This window comes from uncultured Vagococcus sp., assembly GCF_963518325.1.
GTDB lineage: Bacteria > Bacillota > Bacilli > Lactobacillales > Vagococcaceae > Vagococcus_D.
This window is the reverse complement of the sequence record NZ_CAUQJB010000033.1, coordinates 1-21975: the sequence shown is the minus strand read 5'-3', so window position 1 is coordinate 21975 and position 21975 is coordinate 1. Positions and strand designations below refer to the sequence as shown.

Annotated in this window: 17 protein-coding genes, 3 tRNA genes, 2 pseudogenes, 1 riboswitch and 1 other annotated feature; of the genes and pseudogenes, 8 read left to right on the top strand and 14 right to left on the bottom strand. The window is 41.5% G+C overall.

Features of this window, described 5'->3' with window-relative positions:
* Positions 1-174: 174 nt before the first annotated feature.
* Positions 175-717: a transcription termination/antitermination protein NusG gene (gene nusG / locus RWN13_RS19475; RefSeq protein WP_314067137.1), complete on the bottom strand. Its 543-nt coding sequence runs from the start codon at positions 715-717 to the stop codon at positions 175-177.
* Between the two features lie 241 nt (positions 718-958).
* Here nusG and RWN13_RS19470 point away from each other — a divergent pair, with 241 nt between their 5' ends.
* Positions 959-2206 (top strand): dicarboxylate/amino acid:cation symporter, encoded by a 1248-nt coding sequence (locus tag RWN13_RS19470; protein ID WP_314067134.1) that lies wholly within the window; start codon positions 959-961, stop codon positions 2204-2206.
* A 53-nt stretch (positions 2207-2259) separates the two neighbouring features.
* Here the strand turns inward: RWN13_RS19470 and secE are convergent, their stop codons facing one another.
* Both secE and rpmG read right to left on the bottom strand, forming a co-directional pair.
* Positions 2260-2430, bottom strand: coding sequence for a preprotein translocase subunit SecE (gene secE / locus RWN13_RS19465; RefSeq protein ID WP_314067132.1), 171 nt, complete (start codon positions 2428-2430; stop codon positions 2260-2262).
* 19 nt (positions 2431-2449) lie between these two features.
* Positions 2450-2602 carry a 50S ribosomal protein L33 gene (rpmG, locus tag RWN13_RS19460; RefSeq protein WP_209525368.1) on the bottom strand — a complete coding sequence of 51 codons (153 nt, stop codon included), beginning with the start codon at positions 2600-2602 and terminating at the stop codon, positions 2450-2452.
* A gap of 175 nt (positions 2603-2777) precedes the next feature.
* Between rpmG and cbpA the strand changes: the two genes are divergently transcribed.
* Positions 2778-3431: a cyclic di-AMP binding protein CbpA gene (cbpA, locus tag RWN13_RS19455; protein ID WP_314067130.1), complete on the top strand. Its 654-nt coding sequence runs from the start codon at positions 2778-2780 to the stop codon at positions 3429-3431.
* A gap of 53 nt (positions 3432-3484) precedes the next feature.
* Here cbpA and pepV read toward each other — a convergent pair whose 3' ends face one another.
* The 6 genes and pseudogenes from pepV to RWN13_RS19430 form a co-directional block, all read right to left on the bottom strand.
* On the bottom strand, positions 3485-4897 hold the full coding sequence (pepV, locus tag RWN13_RS19450) for a dipeptidase PepV (RefSeq protein WP_314067128.1): 1413 nt from the start codon (positions 4895-4897) through the stop codon (positions 3485-3487).
* Positions 4898-4983: 86 nt separating this feature from the next.
* Positions 4984-5712 carry a pseudouridine synthase gene (locus RWN13_RS19445; protein WP_314067125.1) on the bottom strand — a complete coding sequence of 243 codons (729 nt, stop codon included), beginning with the start codon at positions 5710-5712 and terminating at the stop codon, positions 4984-4986.
* Between the two features lie 63 nt (positions 5713-5775).
* Entirely contained in the window at positions 5776-7422 is a 1647-nt protein-coding gene (locus RWN13_RS19440) for a polysaccharide biosynthesis protein (protein ID WP_314067123.1), read from the bottom strand.
* Between the two features lie 471 nt (positions 7423-7893).
* A complete protein-coding gene (gene leuS, locus RWN13_RS19435; protein ID WP_314067121.1) occupies positions 7894-10308 on the bottom strand; it encodes a leucine--tRNA ligase in 2415 nt (804 codons plus the stop codon).
* 173 nt (positions 10309-10481) lie between these two features.
* Positions 10482-10690: a binding site (T-box leader), on the bottom strand.
* Between the two features lie 46 nt (positions 10691-10736).
* A pseudogene (locus RWN13_RS23710) lies at positions 10737-11021 on the bottom strand (LysM peptidoglycan-binding domain-containing protein); the annotation flags it as partial.
* A 75-nt stretch (positions 11022-11096) separates the two neighbouring features.
* A pseudogene (locus tag RWN13_RS19430) lies at positions 11097-13388 on the bottom strand (LysM peptidoglycan-binding domain-containing protein); the annotation flags it as partial.
* A 290-nt stretch (positions 13389-13678) separates the two neighbouring features.
* On the opposite strand from RWN13_RS19430, the gene RWN13_RS19425 reads away from it, so the two are divergent.
* The 5 genes from RWN13_RS19425 (at position 13679) to RWN13_RS19405 (ending at position 17769) form a co-directional block, all read left to right on the top strand.
* Entirely contained in the window at positions 13679-14335 is a 657-nt protein-coding gene (locus tag RWN13_RS19425) for an HAAS domain-containing protein (protein ID WP_314067115.1), read from the top strand.
* Complete coding sequence (locus RWN13_RS19420; protein ID WP_314067113.1) at positions 14335-15408, top strand: DUF4097 family beta strand repeat-containing protein; 1074 nt, start codon at positions 14335-14337, stop codon at positions 15406-15408. Before RWN13_RS19425 ends, RWN13_RS19420 begins: the two co-directional genes overlap by 1 nt.
* Before the next feature lie 150 nt (positions 15409-15558).
* Entirely contained in the window at positions 15559-16218 is a 660-nt protein-coding gene (locus RWN13_RS19415) for a phosphatase PAP2 family protein (protein ID WP_314067110.1), read from the top strand.
* A 14-nt stretch (positions 16219-16232) separates the two neighbouring features.
* Entirely contained in the window at positions 16233-17216 is a 984-nt protein-coding gene (locus tag RWN13_RS19410; protein WP_314067107.1) for a TIGR01212 family radical SAM protein, read from the top strand.
* Positions 17191-17769, top strand: coding sequence for a class I SAM-dependent methyltransferase (locus tag RWN13_RS19405; protein WP_314067104.1), 579 nt, complete (start codon positions 17191-17193; stop codon positions 17767-17769). Before RWN13_RS19410 ends, RWN13_RS19405 begins: the two co-directional genes overlap by 26 nt.
* Positions 17770-17789: 20 nt before the next feature.
* Here RWN13_RS19405 and RWN13_RS19400 read toward each other — a convergent pair whose 3' ends face one another.
* A complete protein-coding gene (locus tag RWN13_RS19400) occupies positions 17790-19274 on the bottom strand; it encodes an MDR family MFS transporter (protein WP_314067102.1) in 1485 nt (494 codons plus the stop codon).
* Positions 19275-19354: 80 nt separating this feature from the next.
* On the bottom strand, positions 19355-20536 hold the full coding sequence (gene metK / locus RWN13_RS19395) for a methionine adenosyltransferase (RefSeq protein ID WP_314067099.1): 1182 nt from the start codon (positions 20534-20536) through the stop codon (positions 19355-19357).
* A riboswitch (SMK box riboswitch) is annotated at positions 20534-20621 on the bottom strand. Its footprint overlaps the gene before it by 3 nt.
* Before the next feature lie 201 nt (positions 20622-20822).
* Between metK and RWN13_RS19390 the strand changes: the two genes are divergently transcribed.
* The gene (locus RWN13_RS19390; protein ID WP_314067096.1) at positions 20823-21581 is read left to right on the top strand and encodes a hypothetical protein; all 759 of its coding nucleotides are present in this window, start codon (positions 20823-20825) and stop codon (positions 21579-21581) included.
* Between the two features lie 70 nt (positions 21582-21651).
* Here RWN13_RS19390 and RWN13_RS19385 read toward each other — a convergent pair.
* The 3 genes from RWN13_RS19385 to RWN13_RS19375 form a co-directional block, all read right to left on the bottom strand.
* Positions 21652-21723, bottom strand: a tRNA-Glu gene (locus RWN13_RS19385).
* A gap of 18 nt (positions 21724-21741) precedes the next feature.
* A tRNA-Ile gene (locus tag RWN13_RS19380) sits at positions 21742-21815 on the bottom strand.
* A 30-nt stretch (positions 21816-21845) separates the two neighbouring features.
* Positions 21846-21916 (bottom strand) — tRNA-Gly (locus tag RWN13_RS19375).
* Between the last annotated feature and the right edge of the window lie 59 nt (positions 21917-21975).

The following is a 21975-nucleotide window of genomic DNA, read 5'->3' as shown; positions in this document are numbered from 1 at the left end:
TTTAGCAAAATATTAATTAAATATACCTTAAAGAGAAAAAATCGCTATATGCCTCCTATAACCTGACCTCAATTAGTTCTTCTACCTTTTGATTTGGCGTTTTTGCCACAGGGCTTCTGGCAAAACACCAAAAAAAGCCACTTGCTGGTTCTCCAGACAAGTAGCTTTAGCTCTTTATAGTTTATCGATTTGTTCGAAGTCTAACTCGGTAGAGGTTTCACGACCAAACATGTCGATGTTCACTTTAAGTTTTTGACGTTCTAAATCAATTTCAGAAATTTCACCTGTTAAACCAGAGAAAGCTCCTTCGATGATTGTAACCACTTCGCCAACTTCCACATCCAACTCTTTATGACGCTTGCTTAAGCCAAGTTTACGTAAAATATGCTCAATTTCTTCATTTAACAATGGCGCTGGTTTACTTCCGGCACCATGGGAGCCAACGAAGCCTGTTACACCTGGTGTGTTACGTACGACATACCAAGAGTCGTCTGTCATAACCATTTCCACCAACACGTATCCAGGGAAAGTTTTCTTCATGTTTACTTTCTCTTTGCCATTCTTCACTTCACGTTCTTCTTCTTCAGGAACAACCACGCGAAAAATAAAATCTTCCATCCCCATGCTTTGCGCACGTGACTCGATGTTCGCTTTTACTTTGTTTTCATAGCCAGAATACGTATGCAACACATACCATTGTTTTTCAAATGTTTCCATTCCTAGCATCCTACTTTCTTGTAAAATAAAAAAACTTCAGCACTGTCCGAAGTTTTTTCTCTTCATCAATTATAGCACTATTTGCTTCTGTTGGCTAGTTACTTAATTTGAACAGGATTTTACCAGAAAATAGTAGTCTATTGGGCTAAAAATATGCTATTATCCGTAGTGAAGGAAAAATAGTTATGAGTGCTATTAGCGACTTTTTTACATAAAACGATTATTTTAAAGGAGAAGACACATGACACGAGTATTAAAACAATACGCCACCACGATCCTCTTATTGTCCGGCATCATTATCGGGGGTATTAGCGGTCTGGTTTTCGGTGAAAAAACCATGGTCGTCAAACCTTTGGGAGACCTTTTCTTAAACCTGATGTTTATGATTTTAATTCCTTTGGTTTTTTTCAGCATTACCTCAGCGATTGCCAATATGACGGAAATGAAACGCCTTGGCAAAATAATTGGGGCCACATTCTTAGTTTTCTTTGGGACTGGTTTTATTTCTGCCATTATTGGTTATCTCGGGGTGTTGGTGATGGATCCTCTCAAAAACATTGACACCTCTAGTTTGGAACGTTTGATGTCAACCGCCAGCCAAGGAGAAACAAGTTCTGTTCCGATTTTGCAAAAGCTTGTCGAAACCTTTACTGTCTCAGATTTTCAAGATTTGCTTTCAAAAAATAACATGTTAGCCTTGATTGTTTTTTCACTGTTAATTGGTATTGGAACTTCTTTAGCTGGTGAAAGTGGTCAGCCCTTCGCCAAATTCCTTGGTTCAGCAAATGAGGTCATGATGAAAGTTGTCTCAGTTATTATGATTTATGCCCCAATTGGATTAGGTTGTTTTTTTGCTACCACGATTGGTAGTCTAGGCGCGCAAATGATTACAGGCTACGCTCGAATTTTATTACTCTATCTATTGGTTACGGTGGTTTACTTTTTCGGTATTATGTCACTGTACGCTTTTACAGCAGGTGGCCGACTTGGCTTGAAGCAGTTTTGGAAAAACATTCCACAACCGGCCATTACGGCCATTGCTACTAGCTCTTCAGCAGCTTGTATTCCCATTAATTTGGCCAGCACAAAAGAGATGGGGGTGCCGGCTGATATTGCCGAAACGGTCATTCCTTTAGGGGCAAATACCCATAAAGATGGGTCTGTCATTGGGGGTATCTTAAAAATTGCTTTTCTCTTTAGTCTATTTGAAAAAGACTTCAGCTCGCCGCAAAACATGGTCTCGATTATTCTTGGTGCTTTTTTAGTCGGTATGGTCATGGGCGCTATTCCTGGTGGGGGGATGGTGGCAGAGACTGTCATTATTACCTTATTCGGCTTTCCCATGGAGGCCCTACCACTTATTCTGATCATCAGTACAATTATCGATATTCCTGCTACCTTGCTTAATTCATCTGGTAATACCGTCTCAGCCATGCTGGTTGCTCGGATTGTTGAGGGGAAGAACTGGCTGCAAAAACAACTTGCTTAAACTTAAAACCAACAAAAAAACCTCAAACAATGACTTGTCTGGGGTTTTTGTTTTTAAACAAATAAATTAATGACTGTTTTAATTCCTAAGTCAACGACTGCGAAAAAGATAGCGAATAAAATCGTTGTTTGAATAACAGTTGAGACATCTTTACGTAACTGTTTGCCCGTTGGCCAAGTTACAATTTTCATTTCGTCACGGACACTTGCTAAAAACTTAAACATTCTTCTGACCTCCAAATTCCTACTTAGTTTCTCTGTGTAATGTATGTTTCTGACAATATTTACAAAACTTTTTAATTTCAAGTCGTTCAGTGCGCTGTCCTTCATTGACAGCTTTAGAATAGTTACGAGAACCACAAACTGAACAGGCAAGGGAAGATTTCTTTGTTGCCACTGTTCATTTCCTCCATTCTATCTATTCTTTTACTAATCTACATTAACACCATTTTCTATACATGTCAATCGCTATCTCAATCTTCATAGGGTGATTAACCGAGCTTTTCCTAGGGCTTTTGCGGTTTATATGGTAAGATAACAGTAACAAAGCAATCATAAATGGAGGTTCTTTTATGCTTATCAAACAAGTTTGTATTCGCAAACGTGACTTAACGACAGTTGATGAAACCTGTACCCTTGAAAATGCCCTTAACATCTTGGAAGAGTCTGGCTATCGTTGTGTGCCAATCCTTGATGAATCAGGTAAAATTTTCCGTGGGAATATCTATAAAATGCATATCTATCGTCATAAAGCTAATGGTGGGGACATGCAGTTACCCGTCACTCATCTATTAAAAAATGCCACAAAATTTATTTACTTAAACTCATCCTTTTTCAAGATTTTCTTTACGATTAAAGAGTTGCCTTATATCGCGGTTCTTGACGAAAACAATTATTTTTATGGGATCTTAACCCATAGTAAATTATTGAATATTTTGGCACAATCTTGGAATGTCAAAGAAGGCCGTTACGTCTTAACGGTTGCCTCAATTGGTCGCCGTGGTGACTTAGCTGCTATCTCGAAGATTATTTCTAAGCACTCTGCCATTACCAGTTGCATCACACTGGATGTAGGTCAAGATGAATTTATTCGTCGCATGCTCTTTACCTTACCGACCGATACAGATGAAGCAACGCTGAACACTGTCATCGAGCAGTTGGAACGAAAAGATTACAAGGTTGTAGAAGTCGAAGATTTACAAAAAGCCTCAGAATTAAATAACTAAATCAAGTAAATAGTCAAAAACGTCTCAAGGGAAATGTCCCTTGAGACGTTTTTTTATTTAATCAAACTGTAAATGGCATCTGCATAGATTACTGTTGCCTTCATAATGTCGTCCACTGCCATAAATTCATTGGCTTGGTGCATGGTATCAATACTGTCAGGGAACATGGCGCCATATGCCACGCCTCGTTCCAAGAGACGTCCAAAAGTGCCGCCACCGATGACTTTCTCAGCCCCTTTAAGGCCAGTATGTTTTTCATAGACCTCTAGTAAGGTTTTCACCAACGGATCATCGCCTGGAACGTAATGAGGCACTTGCCCCCGTGATTCAGAATCAATCCGGACATTATCTCCTAGTTTTTTTCCAATTTGTGTTTCTAGGCCTTCATGAGTTACCCCTTTAGGGAAACGAATATTCAAGGTGATTTTATTGCCTTCTGCAGCATCTGCTTGGAAGTTAAAGATGCCTGGGTTCATAGTTAGCTCACCCATGACTTCGTCTGTATGAGCGATTTCTAAGGCTGTGCCCCTTGATTCTTCATGTAAATAGTTGGCTGCGGCGTCGATAAATGTTTGTGCATCCGCTCCAAAAGTAAATCCTGCCAAGAACACTGCCATAAAGGTGCCACCGTTTATACCTGCCGCTGGACTAGCACCATGAGCTGATTTACCATTCACTACAACTGTGACAGTGGTGCCATTAACATCGATCGTACCAGAAACAGGGTTCTTTTCAACAAAATCAAGGAAGCTGACTTCCATTTTTGCCCCTGCTTCGACAGAAGCTACTTCCACAACCGCAGTTGCAGATTCAGGTACCATGTTAGGACGAAGACCTGATTCAAAGCTGACCAATCGATAATCCCCGGCGTTGGTGCCGCCAAGGTTCACATTGATATTAGCCATGCCTTTTTCACCGTTGATAATTGGAAATTCTGCATCAGGTGCAAACCCAAAGTCAGGTTTTTCTTCCACTTCCAAGTAACGGTTCATACAGCTCCAACCACTTTCTTCATCGGTTCCAATAATAAAGCGAACGCGTTTAGAAATTGGTAATCCTAACTCTTTAATAATTTTTAGTCCGTAATAAGCTGCTACACTTGGTCCTTTATCATCGCTTGAACCGCGAGCGTATAGTTTACCATCGCGAATTTCTGGTTTAAACGGGTCCGTATCCCAACCAGTTCCTACTGGTACCACGTCAACGTGACCAAAAATTCCCATGGTTTCGTCGCCAGCTCCATACTCTAAATGCCCTGCCAAGTTATCAATATTTTTAGTGATGAAGCCATCACGTTCGCCAATTTCCAAAAAGCGCAATAGTGCCTCTTTTGGACCAGGTCCAACAGGTGCATCTGCTGTTGCTTTATCGTCTTCTCTAACACTTGGAATACTCAATAAGTCAAATAAATCTTTAAACAACGCTTCTTTCCGCGCTTCTACTTCCTTTTGCCAATCAATTGTCACTATTATCCACTCCTGTCTGTTTTACTACTCCTTCTATCATATCATTTATAGCAAAAAAAAGCTTCAGGAAACAGCTATTCCCCATGTTAATTCGCCCTTTCCAGACCTAATAACATCAATTCTGCTTCTGTTAATTCACGGTATTGACCTGGTGCCAATGAAGGATCAAGAGTTAATCGCCCCATGGTTTCTCGGTGAAGTTCCGTGACTTGCTTGCCTACCGATTCGAACATTCGCTTGACTTGATGGTATTTCCCTTCAGTGATGGTGACTTTAATGTCTGAGGTTTGCTTTTCTTGATTAACCGATAGGACTTCTAACAGAGCTGGTTGGCAGATGTCTCCACCAGATATGGTCGCACCTTCTGCAAAGTTCTGGCAATCCGCTGCTGTCACAATCCCATTTATAGTTGCTGCGTAACATTTTGAGACATGTTTTTTAGGGGATAGTAAATTATGACTAAAGTCACCGTCGTTTGTTAGTAGTAATAGTCCTGTCGTATCTTTATCCAAACGTCCGACTGGAAAGATATCTGGACGATAGTCCTCCTTTGACAATAAATCCACAACCGTTCGATGACTAGTATCCTCGGTAGCTGAAATTACTCCTTTGGGCTTGTGCAAGAGATAATAAAAGTAGGCCTGATAACTAACTGGCTGGCCATCAACTGAAATTTGGTCGGTTGTTTCTGACACGTTAATCTTACCGTCTTTTACCTGGTGGCCATTAAGGGTTACCAGCTTCTTTTTAAGCAATTGCTTGACTTCTTTACGACTACCAAAACCGCTGTGACTTAATAATTTATCTAATCTCATGGTTGTTTTCCTTTCTAAAAAAGAAAGAACACCTTAAAAAGATGTCCTTTCTAACTATTTAAATTAAAGTGGTTTAATCTTCAAACGGCGACGAATACCTGCTACTCGGTCACCTAATAATTTATCAGCTAATTTCACTTTTAACGCCATATAACCGTATAAACCGCCTCCTACTGCTGCCACAAGAATCACAATAATAAAGGATTGAGTTTTACTTGTTGGGCTGATCATCAGGTAGAGGATCGTCCGTGTTAGCCAGGATGCCAATGCCATGACCAAGCTTAACAATGTCACTAACAAGGTTCTTCTGGCTGTTAGGCTAACGTTAAATTTCGTTATTTTTCGTATTTCCCGCGTTGTTAAGTAAGACGCCACGATAAAGCTGACACCTGTAGATAACAGCGGCCCGTATACTTCAAACAACCAAATAAATGGGTATTGCAGAATCACTTTCACCAAGAAGCCAATTCCCAAATAGATCATGGCTTTTTTATTTTCATAAAGACCTTGAAGTGTCGTTGATACCAGCATGTAGTAGCCTAAAATAATCCCTACATAACAGGCTTGAATCAATACGGATGTGCCCAATATATCGTGCTCGTAAAACAAGGTATTAAGCGGTTCTGCTAAAATAATCATTCCAAGGGTTGCCGGAATCATAACAAAGAAGAACAGTTGAAAATTATCACTGATTAACTTGGCCACGCCCTTGCGATTTTTAATCGTAAAGGCTTCCGTTACGAGCGGTAAACTGGTTACCGATAGTGAGGTGGCAATCGAAATAGTAATCATGGTCAATTTATCTGGATTGGCACTAAAAATCGTAAACAATTCTTTGACTTGCTTATCGGTATAATTGGTTAAATTAAACATGATTCGCTCAAAGGTATATTGATCAAAGATTTTAAAAATCGTAATGGCTGACCCGATGATGATGAACGGGAAAGCTTGGATCATCATATCTTTTAATAAATCATTCGTAGATATCTTCAACTCATTATTACTGTTGGCCTCCAGTATTTTTAATTTACCGGAATAACGCTGGTAGAACCACAAAAGAGCTCCCAAAGCGGCCAACATGCCAATAAAGGCGGCAAAAGTTGAATGAGTCACTGCTTTGACGTAGTTGCCACTTCCAGTTTGCATAATGATGTAGGTTGCCAACAGCATGTAAAATACTCGGGCAAATTGTTCGACTATTTGAGAGACCGCTGAGGGCATCATGTCGTGGTACCCTTGGAAAAAGCCACGGATTACACTCATACATGGGAAAATCAGCAAGGCCACACTTAAGGCTCGCATGACGGGAATCAAATCTTTATCACCCGCCGATAAAATACTCGCCGCAAAATACATAATTGCCGCAAAGGCCACACCTAATCCAGCCATCATTATCATAGACTTTTTGAATAATTTTTTACTTAAACCGTACTCATTTAATGAGTTGTAGTGGGAAATTTGTTTGGCAATCGCCCCGGGAATTCCTGCTGTAGCAATCATTAAAAACAGCGCGTATATATTATATCCTTTAGTAAATAAGTTATTAGCGATTTTAGCATTTTCGCCCATCATAGCATACCAAGGAATGATGTAAATGGCACCCATCAACCTAGAGACAACACTACCAACTGTCATCCAGATTGAGCCACGGACCATTTTTTGTTTTGATTCAATATCTTTTTGTTCAAAATTCTCATTTGGAATTTGCATTGATCATGTCCAACTTTCTCACAATTCTAGTCTCTCTATGAAGAATAGTCCTTTTTCACACTCGCATTACCCATTTTACCAAATTAATCGCTTTTCGTTAAGAGCGATTATGTGATTTTATTATTTATTTACGAATAGACTCTATCGTTTTGCGTTATTTTATCATTAAACATTCCTATAATAATTACATTATAAGCTAAAGGTTACAAAAAAACTATCATAAAACAATTTTCCAATAGTTCTATTATACGTGAAAAAAGGAAGAAAGCATAGAGCTGTCAAAAAAAGGTGATTCTGTCATCTTTTGTATGATTAAACAGACAAGTGTTACTGATCCTACTTCTACTGTGATGGTCAGACTGTCCTTTCGAGCCATTGATCTGAAGGTTGGCCTGACATCACAACGCATAAAGAAAGAACACCCCAATGATTACATCGGAGTATTCTTTCATTTATTATAGTCTTATATCCTTAATTAGCCACAATATTAACTAGTTTGTTGGGAATCACGACAACTTTTCGGATTGTTTTACCGTCTAGTTGTTCTTTAATTAATTCGTTGTCCAATGCTAGGGGTTCTAGTTGCTCTTTATCCATGTCCCGCGGAATGGTTACTTTCGCTCTGACTTTACCATTTACTTGAATCACAATTTCGATTTCATCTTCAACTAAATGAGCTTCGTCAAAGGTTGGCCAAGGAACGTAAGATAAACTACCTTCATGACCCGTAATTTCCCACAGTTCTTCACTGATGTGAGGCGCAACAGGTGCCAACAATTGGATAAAGCCTTCCACGTACTCGTAAGGCAAGACCTCTTGTTTATTGGCTTCATTCACAAAAACCATCAATTGAGAAATGCCAGTATTAAAGCGCAGGTTTTCATAATCTTCCGTTACCTTTTTAACGGTTTGGTGATAGACTTTTGTCAACTGGCCATCGTTAAAGGTCGTGATTCGGTCCCGCATTTTATTCGTGTCATCTACGACTAAACGCCAAACCCGATCCAAGAATTTACGACTGCCTTCTAGGCCGTTTTCATTCCAAGCAATCGCCGCATCTAGTGGTCCCATAAACATTTCATACATCCGCAAGGTATCTGCTCCGTATTTTGCGACAACATCATCGGGGTTAACTACATTTCCTTTTGATTTCGACATTTTCTCATTATTGCCGCCAAGAATCATGCCTTGATTATACAATTTTTGGAAAGGTTCTTTCGTTTCAACAATGCCGATATCGTATAAGAATTTATGCCAGAATCGAGCATAAAGTAAATGCAACACTGCGTGTTCTGCCCCACCGATATAAATATCGACTGGCATCCACTCTTTTAATTTTTCTGGACTGGCAATGGCTTCTTTATTGTGAGGGTCGATAAAGCGTAAGTAATACCATGAACTTCCTGCCCACTGTGGCATTGTATTGGTTTCACGACGACCTTTCATCCCTGTTTTAGGATCCACTACATTGACCCATTCTTCAATATTAGCCAATGGTGATTCGCCAGTACCACTAGGGTGAATATCCGTTGTAACAGGTAGTTTAAGCGGTAACTCTTCTACTGGAACAGCCGTTGTAGTGCCATCTTCCCAGTGAATAATTGGAATAGGCTCACCCCAGTAGCGTTGACGTGAAAATAACCAATCGCGAAGACGATAACTGACTTCTGTTTTCCCAAGACCTTCTGCTTCCAGCCACTCGTTCATCTTAGTGATGGCTTCCTCTTTACCTAAACCATTCAAGAAATCCGAATTGATGTGTGGGCCATCTCCAACAAAGGCTTCAGTTGAGACGTCGCCGCCTTCAACAACTGGGATAATTTCCAAATCGAATTGTTTAGCAAACTCGTAGTCACGAGGATCGTGAGCTGGAACTGCCATAATTGCGCCTGTTCCATACGTTGACAAGACATAGTCAGAAATCCAAATCGGAATTTCTTTGCCGTTCACAGGGTTAACTGCATAAGCCCCTGTAAAGACACCCGTCTTATCTTTGGCCAAATCGGTTCTTGCTAACTCGGACTTTTTACCTGCTTCTTCAATATAAGCCGTGACAGCTGCTATTTGCTCTGCCGTTGTAATCTCTTGAACAAGAGCTAACTCAGGTGCCAGAACGGCGTAGGTAGCCCCAAACAACGTGTCAGGACGAGTGGTAAAGACACTGAAATCTTTGTCTGAATTGGCTACTTTAAAGGTCACATTAGCCCCTTCAGAGCGACCAATCCAATTTTTTTGCATCTCTTTAATACTATCTGGCCATTCGACCTCTTCCAAGTCATCAATCAGACGATCAGCATATTGGGTAATCCGCAACATCCATTGCTTCATCGGCACCCGGTAAACAGGATGATCGCCGCGTTCAGACTTGCCGTCAATTACTTCTTCATTAGCCAAAACAGTTCCCAAAGCGGGGCACCAGTTAACAGGGACTTCAGCTTCATAAGCCAAACCGCGTTCAAACATTTGAACGAAAATCCACTGGGTCCATTTATAGTACTGGGGATCTGTGGTATTAATTTCACGGTTCCAGTCATAACTAAAGCCTAGTGAATTAATTTGACGACGAAATACTTCAATGTTTTTTTGGGTAAACTCTGCTGGGTCATTTCCCGTGTCCAAGGCATATTGCTCAGCTGGCAGCCCAAAAGCATCCCATCCCATCGGATGAAGAACGTTGTATCCTTGGCTACGTTTCATTCGCGCTAAGATATCCGTTGCCGTATAGCCTTCTGGATGCCCTACATGCAAGCCTTGACCTGATGGATAGGGAAACATATCCAAGGCATAGAACTTTTCCTTATTTGGATCTTCTGTAGTATTGAACGTATTGTGTTTCGCCCAATGTTTTTGCCACTTTTTCTCAATTGCTTTGTGTTGATACGACATTTACTTTCCTCCACTCATTTTTAACAGACCATGCTGTTGGTGTTCTTGTGCTTGCTCCCAGTTTACCACTTTAACCATGAAAAGAAGGGCAAGTTTATTCGATTTTTCCGTGAATAAGGGGTTACTCTTTAAAAAAATAAAAAAAAGCCCTATAAAAGCAGACTAAACTACTTTTATAGGACGTTGTTTACTAACGTGGTACCACCTATTTTTGTTTAAATGTTGCCATTTAAACCTCAAACACGATAACGGATGTGCTCCGGTTTAGCCTTCTCAACTAAACGACTCTAAGGTAAGTTCAAAAGTTTTCCAGGCACATTTCCACCATCCATGTGCTCTCTTTGCTGTGCTACTTTTTACTACTCCTCATCAATGTCTTATTGTCCCTATACTAACAAACTCTAATGGATTTCGCAAGTCCTTGCTGCTTACTTGACCCGTAAACTTTGGCCGATGTAAATCGCATCGCCTTTAAGGTTATTCCATGACGTTAATTGTTTCACCGTCACCTTGTGTTTGTTGGCAATCGACCACAAGGTATCACCTGAGACTACTTTATAGGTTTGATTCGTATTGGCATTAGAGGTGTTGCCGGCTTTCACTACTAACTTTTGACCGATAAAAATGGTATCGCTTGTTAGTTTATTCCATGATTTCAAGTTAGCAACGCTGACCCCGTGACGGCTAGCAATACCGGTTAAGGTATCGCCAGAGGCCACGGTATAGTTGGCATTTGAACTTGTGCTATTGCTGTTGTTAGTCGGCGTAGTTGAGCCACTACTTGATCCGATGCTCAATTTTTGGCCCACGTAAATCGTGTCACTGGAAAGCTTGTTCCACGATTTGATGGCTGCTGCCGTCGTATTATATTTTCTTCCAATGCTGGACAAGGTATCACCTGAGACTACGGTATAAGAGCTGCCGGTTGGAGTTGGGTTATTCGTGCTTGTCCCCCCTCCTTTAACACTGAGTTTTTGCCCGACATAAATGATATCGCTAGATAAGTTATTCCATGACTTCAAATTAGCTACCGTTACGCCATATTTTCGGGCAATGCTCGAAAGGGTATCGCCTGAGGCAATCGTATAGGAGGCGCCGCTGGCAGTAGCACCGTTATTATTGGTGTTACTGGTGTTGCCGCCTTTAATATTTAATTTTTGACCCACATAAATAATGTTGCCTGACAAATTATTCCATGATTTTAAGTTCGCAACGGTTACGCCATACTTTCGGGCAATTCCTGATAGGGTATCACCTGAAACGATGGCATGAGTAGCGCCAGTTGTTGTTCCACCACTATTTCCTGGATTGCTGTTAGCTGTGCCTTTAACACTGATTTTTTGACCTACATAAATCCTGTCGCTAGACAAGCTGTTCCATGACTTTAAGTTGGCCACGGTCACGCCGTATTTGCGGGCAATGCTTGATAAAGTATCACCTGAAACAACAGAATAAGAAGTCGTTCCTTGATTGGTTCCTGGCGTTGTACCAGTATTCGTTCCACCGGTCCCTTTAAGATTTAACTTTTGACCGACATAGATTGTATCACTGGTCAAACTGTTCCAGGACTTCAAGTTGGCAACGGTCACGCCATATTTCCGAGCAATACTCGATAAGGTATCACCTGAAACAACTGAGTAAGAGGTCGTGCCTGGATTAGTCGTCCCTGGGGTCGTGCCGGTATTCGTTCCACCGGTCGCCTTAAGATTTAACTTTTGTCCCACATAAATCATGTCACTGGTCAAGTTGTTCCATGACTTCAAGTTTGCAACGGTCACACCATATTTCCGAGCAATACTCGATAGTGTATCACCTGATGCCACGCTATGAGTAGTCCCTGTGCTAGGCGTTGTGGTTCCACTACCGCCATTGTTGCCACTATTACCGCCAGTGTTACCACCCGATGCTTTTACGACTAATTTTTGGCCCACATAAATTAAATCGCTGGTTAAATTGTTCCATGATTTAAGATTAGCCACCGTGACGCCATGTTTGCGTGCAATACTTGATAAGGTGTCCCCCGACGCAATTGTGTACGATCCATTGTTAGGCACTGTGATATTGCCGTTGCCACCTGTATTGCCTTCATTGTTACCACCTGTATTACCACCATTGTTGCCACCGGTGTTTCCCGTGCCGCTTCCCGGTGTATCAAAACGAGTTAAGTTATTATTTTCGATGATCGTGTTTAACTTGCCGGCATAGCCAGGGTCTGTAGCATAACGCCCTGTTAACCAGGCAGTTGCATCACGGTACGAGTTGGTATTGCTCTTCCAAGCCCCACTGTAAAAATAGACACCTGACTGGAATGAGGTATTTTTTAAGACATAAGCATTGTCCTGCAATGATTCTGTATGTGATGGGTACTTCCGGAATTTGGCTGTTACCGTGACCCATTTGCCATTGTAAACTTCTTGAGTCCGCATCTCCACATACTGCCCATTGTAAGAGCCTTTGATCCCAAATAAATTGTGATTAGGTGACACAGATAGGGCACTGTTTCCCCAAGCACTTTCTAAAATAGCTTGAGCAATCATAACCGATGCATATAAATTATTGGCTGCGGCAACACTTTGAGCCTGCGCCCCCACTTGCTCAATAAATGCACTTGGTGCTACACTCCTCATCATCATCGAAGCTGACATAATGTTAGCCGCTTCTGGGACGACTTCTTCCGCGCTACTTTCAGTTGGAACAGGGGTTTCTGTTGATTCCGCCGTCGGTGCGCTTGTTGGTGGCACTTCCGCTTGAATCGACTCTGAACTCTGAATACTCTCTGATTGACTAGTCTCAGTACTTTCTTGAATTGATTGCTCCTGCTCAACTGCCCCTTGGCTGACAGCATTACTGTCAAGTGTTTTTGGTTCTACTTCATTCATCTCGTCTGCTTCAACTTTAGCGGCAAAGGTCGGAATTACGGCTGCTGTTAACATCGCCGTCGTACCAAATAAAGAAACCCCTTTTTTGAAAGGAGCGAGTAATTTTAAGGTTGTTTGGTTATTTGCTTTTCTACGGTGCTGTTTCTCATTCATGTTTGTAATCTCCTCCTTTTTTTGTTCATTATTCAGTCTAAAAACCATAGTTTCAGTATACACTATTCTGACCCACAATAAAAATAAATATCTGTATATCTAATAGGATTGTTAAGAGGTTGTAACATTCAACAATTGGTGTCTTTTTTGTAACATAACAACCCGTTCAATAAACCTCCGTCTCCATATCCTCCTGTGTACCGACACGCCCTCATACTTTAGGCCGATTTTTGCCCTAAGCTATTGTTTAATCGGCACTTAGACGATATATTTAAGTTAATAAGAAATGAAGCCATGGGCTTTTTAAGATACTATTACGTAAGAATCGAGGAACAGATATGAATAAAGAGCACTTTCTAACGGAATTAAAAATTCATTTAAAAGCATTACCTAAACAACAATTAGCTTATATCTTGCAACTTTACGGTGAAAAGTTTGACAAACAGCTTGCTGAGGGGCAACAAGAAGCTGCGATTTCCAAATGTCTCGGCAATCCCCGAGAGATTGCTGAAGAGATTTTAGAGGAATTTGGGATTTCGGCTGATGAAGCCAGCATCCCTCACGATGAGTGGCAGGAATTTACCCAAAAGACAGCACCAGAACAAAACCACGGACCATACGGTTATTACCAAAATTACGATTCGGCTTATGATCGTGGACCAAAAAAACAATCCTTTTTTGTCCGCTTTTGTCAGGTAGCTGGCGTTATCCTATTTAATTTTCTCTTCATGATCTGGATGATTATCGCTGGTCTTGCCGTTCTCTTTGGTTTATGGATTGCTACCATCGCACTGGTTTTAACACCAGCCGCAGGTATCTTTAGTCTCTTTGCTACCAGTGGGGCATTTGCTTTATCTGCCTTATTTATCACATTGTTCACAGGTGGGCTTGGCTTTATCGGTTTGGCTATTATGGTTCCAATCACCACTTACTCATTCCGCTTTATTAAATATTACACTAAATGGAACATCAACACGTTACGGGGGCGACACTAATGAAAAAGAAAGTTATAGGTTTCGCTATATTCGGTGTCATTCTTACCGTAGTGGGTGGCGTCGGTTCCGCACTTTTTATTCCGAAAGCTGAAAAACAAAGCCGAACAACTATCGATGAACAGTACCAGGTTAAAAAGAACAAGCAGAACTTGGAGCTCTCAATCAAAGGTAACATTAAGTACCATTTAACAGAGTCAACCGATCAGGATATCCACATTGAAGGTCAGGCTCATTCGGTCATGAGTAAACAGAGCTTCACATGGGAACCGTCGGAAAGTGGTAATAAAACCCTTATAGATGTAGCCTTTAGTGAAACAGGCGATTACCGTGATTACATTCAATTAGGATTTTCTCAATATGTCAATATCGCCATTCCTACTTCATTTGAGTCCATTACGATTAACGGTGCCAAAGATAGCAGCCTTGAGATTAGTGGTTTGAAGACAACTGAGTTAGTTCTTAATACTGACAGTCATGATTACACTAATCTAAAAAATCTAACTCTAGATACCTTGACTGTTACTGCTCAAAATGGCAGCATTAACCTGAGTAGCGTTAAAGCTCAGAAAAAGATTATCTTCAAAGGTGAACAAGGGTATGTTTCTCTTTACGACAGTCGTGCGGAAACCTTCGATATTGAGAATACCGACGGACACATTAGTTTAAATGATTTAACTGGCGACAGTACGGTCAAAACAGAAGGTGGTTTCGTTGAACTATCTGCTTTAAAAGGCAAAACATCTGTGGAAACCGACGATGGTGACGTTAACTGGGAAGACAGTAAGTTAACAGACGACTTAACCATTAAGACCAGCAGTGGCAATATTCGCGTTAATTTAAATCGTCAACCAACTAACTTCAGTATCACAACTAAAAATAATAACGGAACAGTCAGACTCTTTGGCAAAGATAAAAAGTCGCTGAAAAAAGGAACCGGTGGACCTGCACTAATCCTTGAATCCCTTCATGGTGATATTCGTGTGTATGATGAGGACAGCGAATATGATGATTACGATGAGACCTTTGATGATGTTGAAACGGACGTCATTAATGCCATCGAAGAAAACCTTTAAAAAATTCTAAAAACAACGTCCCCGATTAAATCCTGTGGCGAAATATGCTATAATGAGAAAAGCTCTTTAGTCATACTAGAGGGCTTTTTCTTAGGTTTTAACAGCTTGCGAGCAACCTTTGAAAAGCTTCAGGGAAAGGAAGATCGAATCATGGATTCAGCCAAAAACCTCTACTGGCATTTTGCCGCTAGTTGTTGCTTAGTCATTTTTGTTATCTTAGGTTATACTGTTAAATTTTATGAATCAACGCTTAATTTTATTGATCAGCCCATTAGCGATTTGATCCGCGCTCATATGACTGATGGTCTAACCTCTTTCTATATTGGGGTGACGCATTTGGGAAGTGGCATGGTCATTGCCGGTTTGGTTCTTGTGGTTTCGCTGATTTGCTGGTATCGCAAATTTTTAAGCGAAGCTCTGTGGTTAATCATCAATTCAGCTCTAGTCGCTGGTGTTGGCAATTATCTGATTAAATTTGCCTTTCAGCGCCCTCGTCCCAGTGTGCCTCATCTGGTGACGGAAACTCACTTTAGCTTTCCTAGTGGACATGCCATGGGCAGCATGCTCTTTTACGGTACACTGATCATTATTTTACCTCGATTAATCACCCATCGACGCCTTTGTTTAGCTGTTCAATTGTTTCTAGCTGTTCTGATTTTAACGATCGGCATCAGCCGGATTTACGTGGGCGTCCATTACCCAACAGATATCTTGGGAGGCTATCTTTTAGGAGCTGCCTGGATTTTAGGAACCTATCCAACCTTTCAGAAACGTCGCTTTATCTGGCGTTTTCAAGGCAAACAAAAATAGAAGAAGGTAATCACGTGACAAACTTTAACTTTACATCGGACCCTAATAAACGTTACCACACTTGGAACTACGCCTTGCGAGAAACCTTTGGTGAAAAGCTCTTTAAAGTACCGATTGACGCTGGTTTTGATTGTCCTAATCGGGATGGTACTGTCGCAAAAGGTGGCTGTACCTTTTGCAGTGTCTCTGGTTCAGGCGATATGATTATCGCCCCAACTGAGCCTTTGCCGGAGCAGTTCCATCAGGAAATCAACCGCATGCACGCCAAATGGCCCGGAGTCACTCAGTACTTAGTTTATTTTCAAAACTTCACCAATACTCACGGCTCGCTGGAAACGATTCGTCACCGCTTTGAACAGGTATTATCTCAGCCTGGTGTGGTTGGTATTTCCATCGGGACCCGCCCCGACTGTCTGCCAGAGGATGTGGTGGAATACTTGGCAGAACTCAATCAGCGCTATTATTTATGGGTGGAGCTTGGGTTACAGACCACTTACGAAGAGACTAGCCGCTCAATCAATCGGGCCCACGACTATCAAACTTACCTTGACGGTGTGGCTAAACTGCGCAAACATGGCATTAGAGTTTGCACCCACTTGATCAACGGCTTGCCTGGTGAGACAGATGAGATGATGATTAAAAATGTTAAACGTACGATTCAGGATTCTGATATTCAAGGGATTAAACTCCATCTGCTTCACTTAATGACCAACACGCGAATGGTCCGGGATTATGTGGAAGGACGTTTAACTTTAATGGATCGCGAGCGCTATGTCTCTGTGGTCTGTGATCAGTTGGAACTGATTCCACCGGAAATTGTGATTCATCGCCTAACAGGTGATGCGCCACGGGACAGCATTATCGGGCCAATGTGGAGTTTAAAGAAATGGGAAGTCTTAAACGCCATTGACGATGAACTCAAACGGCGCGACAGCTATCAAGGGCGCTTTAATTGCCGAGAGGAGGCCCATCATGTTACAAACCGCTCTTCATTATAGCCATCAACTATTGCGGGATGTGGTCTTGCCAGGTGATACCGTTGTCGACGGAACCGTAGGAAACGGCCACGACACCTTGTTTTTAGCTGATTTAGTCGGTTCTCAGGGCCATGTTTACGGTTTCGATATCCAAGGTCAAGCGATTGACACAAGCCGTCAAAAGCTCACTGAAGCCGGTTTAGCATCACGAACGACTTTGTTCCATCAAGGTCATGAAACGGTCGCTCAGGTCTTGAACAGTGAGGTGATTGTGAAAGCTGCTATTTTTAACCTTGGCTATTTACCAAAAAGTGATAAAACCATCATTACCCGCAAAGAAACAACCCTAGTTGCCTTAACTAGCTTACTGCCAAAACTGGCCGTTGGCGGTCGGATTATCGTGGTGATTTATTACGGGCATGAAGGTGGGGACACTGAAAAAGATGGCGTAATGGCCTTTGTCAAAGATATTCCCCAAAGAGAGTATAACGTTCTCTCCTACCAGTTTATCAATCAGCAAAACAACCCACCGATTTTAATTGCCATTGAACGCAAAAAAACTTCGCAACCTTAAAGGTTGCGAAGTTTTTTGTGTTACTCGTGAGGCATTAATCGCTCTGATTTCTGGAATTGATTCAAGATAATCGCAACCACTAACAATATCACCCCTACGAAATAGACACTGTGTAGCCCTTTGTAAAGAATTTCTCGCAAAGGCCCCACTAAATCCGTGGCTAATTGGGCTAAGGTTTCACGATTGGACAATTGATCAATCATCTCACGTTTTAAACCCAAATCCACATTAGCGGCTATTTCATTGTTTAAATGATTGTTTAAGATTACCCCGAAAATGGATACCATAATCGTTTGTCCCAAGGTCCGCATTAAGGTATTGAAGGAAGTCGCTACCCCAACATTTTCATGAGAGACGCTACTCTGAGCTTTAACCGTTGAGCCTGTAATAGTGATTCCCAGTCCTATTCCAGTAAAGCCGGAAATCAAACAAAAGGCCCAGAAAGGGGTCGTAACGGGAGCGTTAGCTAACATCAAGCCACCGAGAATAATAATCACCAAGCCAATGGTTAAGGCCCGCTTAGTAGTGGTTTTTTCCAACAGGCGACCTGCTACTAAGGATCCAATAATCCAGGTAAAGGACAAGGGAGCCAATGCCATGCCACCTAAGGCTGCCTTTAATCCAAGAACTCCCTGCATCCACATGGGAATATACACGTCAATTCCCATCAGAAAACCGCTGACTAACGCCGCGATAATATTGACGATCATAAAAGTTTTATTTTTAAATAAGTCCAATGAAATAACCGGATCTTTTGCCCGTTTTTCGATAAAAACAAACAATAGGCAAAAACCGATAGCTGCTGCAAATGAAAGCATACTCGTTAAGCCAAAACCAGTTCCCTCACTAAGTGTTTGGAACCCATAAAGCAATACTAGTAGGAACATCATCAATGATAAACTACCTGCCACATCAATTGGTTGTTTTTCACGATCATTTTTAGGTTCTACCAGGAAGATCATAATTAAGAAAACCAGAATGATACCGATTGGTACGTTAACAAAGAAAATCCAATGCCAGCCAATTGTATCCACAATAAAGCCACCACATAAAGGGCCGACCACACTAGCAATTCCCCAGAAAGCACTGCTTAAGCCTAATACTTTTGCCCGCTTATCAATGGGATAAATGTCCGCAATAATCGTTAAGGCCACTGGCATAATCGCCCCTGCCCCAATTCCTTGAATCGCTCTAAAGATAATCAGTTGCAACATACTGCCTGAAATCCCGCAAAGGGACGATCCGATAATAAATACCACAATCCCGAAAAGAAAGATTGGCTTGCGACCAATTCGATCGGCTAGTTTACCATAAACTGGTGTCATCATGGCGTTGGTCAGTAAATAAATCGAGAAGACCCAGCTCATAATTTCGCCGCCCTTAAGCTGCCCCGCAATGGTCGGCATTGCTGTCGAGACGATCGTCGCTTCAATCGCCGTCATAAAGGTGGCAATAAAAACCGTAAGGGTTACGATTTTAACATTTGTTTCCTTTTGTTTCATCATTTTTCATCATCCTTTTTCCTATCACTTTAAAAATAGCGGCTCTTAATAAAGGGATTAACCTTTACTAAGAGCCGCCTCTGTTACTCTGCTAAACTAGCTTTAAGAGCTTCAACTTTATCAGTTCGCTCCCAAGTGAAATCAGCATCTGTACGACCAAAATGTCCATAAGCTGCCGTCTTTTGATAGATCGGTCGTCTTAAATCAAGCATTTCAATAATGCCTGCGGGACGTAAATCAAAATTCTCACGAATTGCGTGAATCAACGCTTCTTTTGAAACAGTTCCAGTTCCGAAGGTGTCAATCGAAATTGAAACAGGTTGTGCCACCCCAATGGCATAAGCCAATTGGACTTCACATTTTTTAGCAAAACCGGCTGCTACGATGTTTTTGGCGATATAACGGGCTGCATAACTAGCAGAACGATCAACTTTTGTAGCGTCTTTGCCGGAAAAAGCACCACCACCATGGCGGGCATAACCACCGTAAGTATCCACAATTATTTTACGACCGGTTAAACCTGAATCCCCTTGAGGACCACCTATAACAAAGCGGCCCGTTGGGTTAATGTAATATTTTGTCTGACTATCAAGCAACAGCTCCGGTATAACCGCTGCGATTACCTGTTCCTTCACATCATGTTGAATTTGTTCTAATGTCACATGCTCATCATGTTGAGTACTAATAACCACTGTATCCACACGCAATGGGCGGCCATCCTCATCATATTCCACAGTGACTTGCGACTTAGCATCTGGTCGTAAATAAGCCAGGGTGCCATCCTTACGTAAATCAGCTAGCTTTCTAGTCAAATGGTGACTTAAGGAAATCGCTAACGGCATTAACTCAGGTGTTTCATCACAGGCAAACCCAAACATCAGCCCCTGATCTCCTGCTCCAATGTCATTTTCCTCGTTAGAACGCGTCTCTAAGGCATCGTCTACTCCTTGAGCGATATCTGGTGACTGTTCATCAATTGCGACCATCACCGCACAGGTATCACCGTCAAAACCATACTTCGCACGAGTGTAGCCAATCCCTTTGATCGTTTCTCTGACCACTTTTTGAATATCCACATAAGCCGTCGTTGAAATTTCACCAAAGACCAGGACAAGACCTGTCGTTACTGACGTCTCACAGGCCACTCGAGCCATTGGATCTTGGGCCAATAACGCGTCTAAAATAGCATCACTGATCTGATCTGCTATTTTATCTGGATGTCCCTCTGACACGGACTCCGATGTAAATAAATACTTTTCTCTCATTTCTTTATTCCCCCTCTTAATTTTCGGTTACAAGGCATTTTTAAAGGCATCGCCAATAAATCCTATCGGGAATCTTGCAACATTCCTAGTATATCAAATTTCAAATCTAAAAGCACTTGTTTTTCTCTGTAACAGAAGATTAACTTGACCTTAATCAAAAGTTCCACTACCATTAATGAATACTAAGAAATGCTTTGCTCGTCGATTAACCTAAAAATAGTTGAAGCGTCTTGCTAAACACCTTCCTAGTAAGAATTATTAACTTTTAAAAAGTGAGGTACACATTTTGATGACACCACAACCAATTTCTCGTGCGTTAACTTATCCACTGTTAATCGCCTTCTTGCGAACTTTCATGGCTGTTTTACCTGGAATCTTATTAGTCGAAGATCGAGTCGACATTTCCTTTGCCTTAGTCCTTTTGCTCCTGTATTTACTACTGTCAGAATTTTTCCAAGTCTTTATTCAACGAGCCAATGCCAATGGACAGTCCCTTTCCCTCAATCTCTATGTAGGAAAAGTGGTCATTGGTATCATCTGTATTTGGATTATTACCAATAAACTGGCCCCACAGTATGGGATTATTCTACTGATGTACGAGGTCTTTCAATTCTTCATCTTTTCAGAAAAGTATAACTATCAAGAAACACTTTTGTACACCTGCCTCAATGCCTTTTTTAAAGGCATCGTTTTTAACCTAATAATTAGTATTCATTACCCGTATTCCTTTAAAGCCTTTTATTTTTGGTCTTATCTCTTCAGTTTCCTCATCGTCTTAATTGGGACGCTTTTAACACAATCCTTATATGCCAAAGGTGGCCGCAACAGTGACTTTAATCGACTGAGCTTTATTTCCTTTCTAATTCTCATGGGCTATCTGGCGTATCAAGTCTATGCGAAACACTTAATCTGGCTACTGCTACTGCCTATGATTGCCGTCATTTTCTTAGCTGCCTGGTTTATCATACGCCATAACAATCAGAAAAAAAGAGAGCTCACACTAAATGCGGCCCTACTCTTACTTCTTTTGATTTACTATATTTAATAGACGTCACTGTTCAATTGAACAGTGACGTTTTTTGAGTAAAAAAAATAAGAGCAAATGCTCTTTAAAATGACCCGTACGGGAATCGAACCCGTGATACCGCCGTGAAAGGGCGGTGTCTTAACCGCTTGACCAACGGGCCATAAAAATATGAAACTAGTGGGCCTAAATGGACTCGAACCATCGACCTCACGCTTATCAGGCGTGCGCTCTAACCAGCTGAGCTATAGGCCCAAATCCGTTTTTTTGCAAAAAAAAACAGAGAGCGGGTGACGAGAATCGAACTCGCGACAACAGCTTGGGAAGCTGTGATTTTACCACTAAACTACACCCGCTTGGATGGCTCAGGACAGAATCGAACTGCCGACACACGGAGCTTCAATCCGTTGCTCTA

Bases quoted from the DNA above. Each gene is read 5' to 3' on its own strand.
- RWN13_RS19470 (WP_314067134.1), top strand. From the start codon at position 959: ATGACACGAGTATTAAAACAATACGCCACCACGATCCTCTTATTGTCC.
- metK (WP_314067099.1), bottom strand. From the start codon at position 20,536: ATGAGAGAAAAGTATTTATTTACATCGGAGTCCGTGTCAGAGGGACAT.
- RWN13_RS19445 (WP_314067125.1), bottom strand. From the start codon at position 5,712: ATGAGATTAGATAAATTATTAAGTCACAGCGGTTTTGGTAGTCGTAAA.
- nusG (WP_314067137.1), bottom strand. From the start codon at position 717: ATGGAAACATTTGAAAAACAATGGTATGTGTTGCATACGTATTCTGGC.
- RWN13_RS19400 (WP_314067102.1), bottom strand. From the start codon at position 19,274: ATGATGAAACAAAAGGAAACAAATGTTAAAATCGTAACCCTTACGGTT.
- RWN13_RS19420 (WP_314067113.1), top strand. From the start codon at position 14,335: ATGAAAAAGAAAGTTATAGGTTTCGCTATATTCGGTGTCATTCTTACC.
- RWN13_RS19405 (WP_314067104.1), top strand. From the start codon at position 17,191: ATGTTACAAACCGCTCTTCATTATAGCCATCAACTATTGCGGGATGTG.
- RWN13_RS19415 (WP_314067110.1), top strand. From the start codon at position 15,559: ATGGATTCAGCCAAAAACCTCTACTGGCATTTTGCCGCTAGTTGTTGC.
- RWN13_RS19440 (WP_314067123.1), bottom strand. From the start codon at position 7,422: ATGCAAATTCCAAATGAGAATTTTGAACAAAAAGATATTGAATCAAAA.
- RWN13_RS19425 (WP_314067115.1), top strand. From the start codon at position 13,679: ATGAATAAAGAGCACTTTCTAACGGAATTAAAAATTCATTTAAAAGCA.
- leuS (WP_314067121.1), bottom strand. From the start codon at position 10,308: ATGTCGTATCAACACAAAGCAATTGAGAAAAAGTGGCAAAAACATTGG.
- cbpA (WP_314067130.1), top strand. From the start codon at position 2,778: ATGCTTATCAAACAAGTTTGTATTCGCAAACGTGACTTAACGACAGTT.
- secE (WP_314067132.1), bottom strand. From the start codon at position 2,430: ATGTTTAAGTTTTTAGCAAGTGTCCGTGACGAAATGAAAATTGTAACT.